This window comes from Phenylobacterium sp. (genome assembly GCF_028290885.1).
In the GTDB taxonomy this organism is placed as follows: Bacteria; Pseudomonadota; Alphaproteobacteria; order Caulobacterales; family Caulobacteraceae; genus Phenylobacterium.
In genome coordinates this window covers 1-5,922 of the sequence record NZ_JAQGIZ010000165.1, presented here as the reverse complement: position 1 = coordinate 5,922, position 5,922 = coordinate 1, and the positions used below count along the sequence as shown (strand labels likewise).

Genomic DNA, 5,922 nt, shown 5'->3' with positions numbered 1-5,922 from the left:
GAGGATTTCGCGAGCGCGTCCGGCAGGTGCTTGTCGGCGATCTCGCCCAGCAGTGGCGTGGTGACGAGGCCCACGGCCAGCGATCCGGCGGCGGCCATCAGGCCCAGGCCCAGCGCCCCGGTCTTCGGCGTCCGCTCGGCGACGAAGCCCATCATGGTCGGCCAGACGATGGCGATGCCGATGGCGAACACCAGGGCCGTGATGATCGTCTGCGCTGGCGTCGCCGCATAGCTGAGGCCGAGCAGGCCCAGGCCCGCCACGCCCGTCGAGGTCATCAGCACGATCGGCGGCGAGACGCGGGCCAGGATGGCGTGGGCGTTGGCCCGGGTGACCGCCATGACGCCGTTGACCATCACCAGCACCAGGATGCCGGGCAGTCCGCCGGCCTGCAGCACGGCCGGGATCCAGCGGTTGGGGCCGAGCTCAAGGCTCATGGTGATGCTCATCAGCGCCAGGAACATCCACAAGAGCGGCGAGGTGGCGGCAGCCTTGAAGGCGTCCGACAGCTTGTGCCCGGCGGCGGCGGCCTCGGTCGGCGGGAACTTCTCGCGCAGGAAGACGACGCCGTAGGCCAGCGCCGGGATCAGTACGATCAGCATCTTGGCCCGCCAGTCGGCGTGGACCTGGTCCAGCCCCCAACAGGCGAGGCCGCCTAAGACGATGCCGCCCGGGAACCACAGGTGCATGCGGTTGAGCATGCCGGCCTTGCGGTCGGGGAACAGGGTGGCGGTCAGCGGATTGCACACCGCCTCGATCACCCCGTTGGCCACGGCCAGCACCAGGGCGCCGGCGATCAGACTCTGAAAGCCGGTGGCGAAGACGAACAGCAGCACGCCGGCCACATGGCCCGCCAGCGCCAGCCGCAGCAGGTTGCGCATGCCCACCAGGTCGCAGAGCGAGGAGAAGGAGATCTGGCTGATCGCCATGCCCCAGAGCCCGGCCCCGCCGATCAGGCCCACCTGGGCGTTGTCCAGCAGGAACTCGGTCTTCAGCTGGTACATGACCGCCGAGAGCGCGGCGAAGCTGAAGGCGAGCGCGGTGATGGCGGTGCAACTGCCTAAGAAAAGTCGTCCCGGTCGGATGGCGGTATCGGCCACGCGCGTCCCCCTCGCATGTCTTTTGCGGCGGAACGTGGCATTGGTCGGCGGGCCTGTCGAGCGCCCGTCGGCGGCGGCTACTGCGGCGGAGAGCCGCCTCCGCCGCAGTCGAAGCCCTGGTCGCGCGGTCGCTTCTTGATTCCCGCTGTCAACGGGCGACGCTGGCCCGGGCGCGCTGCAGGTGGGCGCGGTGGCCGTCGTCCTGGTCGGGGTCGTTGAGGGCGGCCAGCAGGGCGGCTTTCAACGCGTTGCCCTTGCGCGCGTCGGCGAGCTTCAGGCCATCCGGGCCGGTGACGTAGAAGGCGTCGACGGCGCGCTCGCCGTAGCCGTCGATGTGCGCCGAGAGGATCGAGAGGCCGGCGTCGGCGATGGTGCGGGCGAGCGCCGCCAGCAGCCCCGGCCGGTCGCGCCCGGACGCTTCGACGACTGTCGAAGTCTCCGAGGCCTCGTTGTCGAGCATGACCGCGGGCGTGATCGAGAACGCCGCCGCGCGCCCCAGGTCGGCGGACCGGCGGGCTTCCCCGGGCGCCGGCTCGCCGCGCGCCGCGGCCTCCAGGCTCTCGATCAGCCGGGCCAGCGAGCGGGCGTTGTCGGCGCCATAGGGCTGGCCGGTGACGTCCTGCACATAGAAGACGTCCAGCGCCTGGCCGGCGCGGGAGGTGAACACCCGCGCGCCCACCACGTTGGCGCCGGCGCCGGTGATCGCCCCGGCCAGGTCCACGAACAGCCGCGGACGGTCGATGGCGGCGACCACCACCTCGGCGGCGTTGCGGTCGGCGCGCACCCGGCCCTCGGCGGCGGCGCCCTTGCCGGCGCGCCGCGAGAGCGCCGCATGGGCCAGCACCTCGGCCTCGGTGAAGGCGGAGAAGTAGGCGTCCTCCATGGCGTCGGCCCAGGCCTCGGAGGCCGGGTCGGCCTTCGCTGCCCGCACGCGCGCGTCATAGGCGGCGTTCTCGTGGTAGCGCTTCAGGGCCGCGGCGCTGTCGGAGCCCCGGCCGCCGCGGAACACCGCTTCGGTGGCGCCATAGAGCTCGCGCATCAGCTGGCCCTTCCAGCCGTTCCAGACGCCTGGCCCCACGGCCCGGATGTCGGCGGTGGTCAGCACCAGCAACAGGCGCAGCCGCTCCGGCGTCTCGACGATGCGGGCGAAGTCGCTGACCGTGCGCGGGTCGGAGATGTCGCGCTTCTGGGCGTAGTCGCTCATCACCAGGTGGTGCTCCACCAGCCAGGCCACGAGCTCGATCTTCGAGCGCTCCAGGCCCAGCCGCTCGCAGGCCGAACGCGCCGCCCGCGCGCCGGCCTTCTCCTGGCCGCCCGCCCCGCCCTTGCCGGTGTCGTGCAGCAGCATGGCCAGGTAGAGCGCCTCGCGGTCGACGATCAGCGGCATGATGGCGGTGGAAAGCGGATGGTCGTCGGCGAAGCGGCCGGCGGCGATGTCGGCGATGATCCCCACGGCCCGCAGGGTGTGCTCGTCCACCGTGTAGGAGTGGTACATGTTGAACTGCATCTGGGCGACGATCCGCCCGAACTCCGGCAGGTAGCGGCCGAGCACGCCGGCCTCGGTCATCAGCGTCAGGCTCCGCTGCGGATCGCGGCCGTGGGCGAGGATCGAGAGGAACACCTTCGCCGCGTGCGGATCGCGGCGGACCGCCGAGGTGATCAGGAGCGTGCCCCGCGTGGCGGCGGTGAAGGCGTCGGGGTGCAGATCGAGATTGCGCTCGTCGGCGATCTTGAACAGGCGCAGCAGGTTCACCGGGTCGCGCTCGAAGGTCTCCGGACTGTCGATGGCGAGGCGCCCGCCGATCTCGTGGAAGCCCGGCTCGTCCAGCGGCTTCTTCTTCGGCCGCCGCTTGGGCAGCAGGCGCGAGATGCCGGTCGGCCTGCTCTTCACCCGTTCGGCCTCCAGCTTGGCGGCGAACACCCGGGTGAGCGCGCCGACCTCCTTGGCGATCAGGAAATACCGCCGCATGAACCGCTCGACCGCCGGGGCGTCGCCGCGGTCGCCGTAGCCCATCCGCCGGGCGATCTCCGGCTGCAGGTCGAAGGTCAGCCGCTCCTCCGGCCGGCCGGTGGTGAAGTGCAGGTGCGCCCGCACCGCCCACAGGAAGTCGAAGGCCTGGATGAAGGCGCGCACTTCGCGGCGCTCGAACATCTCCAGCTGCAGCACCTTCTCGATGGACTGGCCGGGGTGCAGGTACTGGGCGATCCAGAACAGGGTGTTGAGGTCGCGAAGCCCGCCCTTCCCCTCCTTGATGTTGGGCTCGACCATGTAGCGGCTGGCCCCGGCCCGGGCATGGCGTTCGTCCCGCTCCTTCAGCTTGGCGGCGACGAACGCGGCGCCGGTGCCCTTCACCACCTCGTTCTGGAAGCGGCGGATCAGCTCGGCGGCCAGCTTCTCGTCGCCGGCCAGGCGCCGGGCCTCCAGGATCGACGTGCGGATGGTGAAGTCCTCGCGGGCCAGCTTCACACACTCTTCGATAGTCCTCGAAGCGTGTCCGACTTTGAAGCCCAGGTCCCACAAGGCGTAGAGCATGTATTCGATGACGCTCTCGGCGTGCGCCGTCTGCTTGTAGGGACGCACGAACAGCAGATCGATGTCGGAGAAGGGCGCCAGCGTGCCGCGGCCATACCCGCCGACGGCCATCAGGGCCAGACGCTCGCCTTCTGTCGGGTTGCGGGCGCGGAACACGTGGACGGTGGTGAAGTCCCAGAGCGCGGTGATCACCTCGTCGGTGACCCCGGAGAGCAGCCGGGCGGTCTCGATGCCGCCGGCCCCGTTCTCCAGCCGCTCCTTGGCGATCATCCGGCCGCGGAACAGGGCGGCCTTGAGGATCTCCAGCGCGGCCTTGCGCTGGGCGACGTCGTCGCCGGAGGCTTCCAGGGCGGCGGCGGAGAGCTGGGTCCGCAGCCGCACGCCGTCGACGACATATTCCAGGCGGGTCGGGCGAAGGCGGGGCGGCATGAGCGGGATATAGGACGCTTTGTCCTAACCCGCCCCTGCCGAGTTTCTCAGCCGCCTTGCGGGTTCCGGTGGAGGCTGGCCGAACGGGCCACGCCGGCCAGTATCGGCAAGGCGACGCAGGCGCCGATCGCGAGGCCCAGCGCATTGCCGTCATGGAGCAGGAAGCCGAGCGCGATCAGCGCCAGGCCGCCCAGCACCATGCCCAGCCCGGTGAAGCGGTGGGTCTTGTCCCACACCGTCGCGTCGGCGAGCGTCCATGGCGTGCGCAGGCCGAAGAACGCGTTCTGGCGCGCCTTGCCCAGATAGTTGCCCATGCCGAGCAGCAGCACCCCAGTGGCGATGGCCGCCGGCCGCATGACGTTGAAAGCCGGGTCGAGGGCGCGGGCGATCAAGGTGACCTCGATGACCAGCAGCAGGCCGGCGACGCCAATCACCGTGATGTCCAACGGCTTGGCCGCCCGCTCCGCCCCGCGCCCGCCCAGGGTCGGCGCGAGCGTCAGGGTGGCGGTGACAAACGCTGCGATCAGCGGGATGAGGGCCAAGGCGGAGCGCGAGCTTTGCAGATGCCGGTGGCCGTCGAGCCCGAGGTAGTTGACGGGCACGCCGTTCGGCAAGGCGGTCCACGCCCAGAGCGCGATGCCCGCGGTGACTGCGACCAGGACGGTCGCGATCCAGGTGGCGCTGGTTATGCGCATCAGCCTTCTCCCTTGCTTGGCTTGGAAGCAGCCGCGGCGCTTTTGGCGGCGTGCGGCTTGTCGAGGAATTTGAAGGCGCCCATCAGCGCCGTCAGCGCCTCTTCGAGCACCGAGACGTTCAGGCGGTAGATGATGGTCGTGCCGATCTTTTCGGGGCTCACTAGGCCCGCCTCACGCAGCACGGCGAAGTGGCCGGAGAGCGTCGGCTTGGCGAGCCGGAAATGCTCGGCGATCTGGCCCGCGCTCATCTCGCGCTCGCGCAGCAGTTCGAGGATGCGGCGGCGGGTGGGATCGGCGAGGGCTTTGTAGACTTCCGACATGACAAGTTCCGTATTTCGCTAAGAAACAAAATACTGGACAACGCGGGCGGCGCAAGGGTTATTTTGGTTGATGGCGAAATAGCTCGGTGCTCGTACCGGCGACGGCCTTCCCCCGTACCGGGAAGGCGGAATTACCCGCCCACCAGCCCCTTCAGCCGGTAGAGCGCGTCCATCGCTTCGCGCGGGCTCATGCCGTCGGGATCCATCACCCGCAGCGCCTCCTCCGCGGGGCTGGGCCCGTACGACGCGGCGGGATCAGCCACCGCCGCGAACAGCGGCAGGTCGTCGAGGTGGGCCGGGGCGCCGGCTTCGCGCTCCAGGCGCTCCAGCACGTCGCGGGCGCGGGCGACCACGGGGCCGGGCACGCCGGCGAGCTTGGCGACCTGCACGCCATAGCTGCGGTCGGCGGGGCCGGGCCCGGCCTCGTGCAGGAAGATCAGCTCGCCGTTCCACTCCTTGGCCTTCAGGGAGAGGTTGGCGACATAGGCCAGCCGCTGCTCCAGGACGGCGAGCTCATGATAGTGCGTGGCGAACAGCGCCCGGCAGCGGTTGGTCTCGTGCAAGGCCTCGGCGCAGGCCCAGGCGATGGCCAGGCCGTCGTAGGTGGCGGTGCCGCGGCCGATCTCGTCGAGGATCACCAAGGACCTGGGCGTCGCCTGGGTCAGGATCGCGGCGGTCTCGACCATCTCGGCCATGAAGGTCGAGCGGCCGCGGGCCAGGTCGTCGCCGGCGCCGACGCGGCTGAACAGCCGGTCGACCACGCCCAGCCGCAGGCGCCTGGCCGGCACGAAGCAGCCGGCCTGGGCGAGCACGGCCAAGAGCGCGTTCTGGCGCAGGAAGGTCGACTT

Annotated in this window: 4 protein-coding genes and 1 pseudogene; all 5 read right to left on the bottom strand. The window is 70.6% G+C overall.

Going from position 1 to position 5,922, the window contains the following annotated elements:
• Nucleotides 1-1,097 (bottom strand): MFS transporter (locus tag JWP28_RS11275; RefSeq protein ID WP_299542908.1); only part of this gene is annotated, 1,097 nt, incomplete at its 3' end.
• A 148-nt stretch (nucleotides 1,098-1,245) separates the two neighbouring features.
• Complete coding sequence (locus tag JWP28_RS11270; RefSeq protein ID WP_299542907.1) at nucleotides 1,246-4,059, bottom strand: [protein-PII] uridylyltransferase; 2,814 nt, start codon at nucleotides 4,057-4,059, stop codon at nucleotides 1,246-1,248.
• A 47-nt stretch (nucleotides 4,060-4,106) separates the two neighbouring features.
• Complete coding sequence (locus JWP28_RS11265; protein WP_299542906.1) at nucleotides 4,107-4,754, bottom strand: SdpI family protein; 648 nt, start codon at nucleotides 4,752-4,754, stop codon at nucleotides 4,107-4,109.
• The gene (locus tag JWP28_RS11260; RefSeq protein ID WP_299542905.1) at nucleotides 4,754-5,074 is read right to left on the bottom strand and encodes an autorepressor SdpR family transcription factor; all 321 of its coding nucleotides are present in this window, start codon (nucleotides 5,072-5,074) and stop codon (nucleotides 4,754-4,756) included. The genes JWP28_RS11265 and JWP28_RS11260 overlap by 1 nt, the downstream gene beginning before the upstream one ends.
• 131 nt (nucleotides 5,075-5,205) lie before the next feature.
• Nucleotides 5,206-5,922: pseudogene (locus JWP28_RS11255) on the bottom strand (DNA mismatch repair protein MutS); the annotation flags it as partial.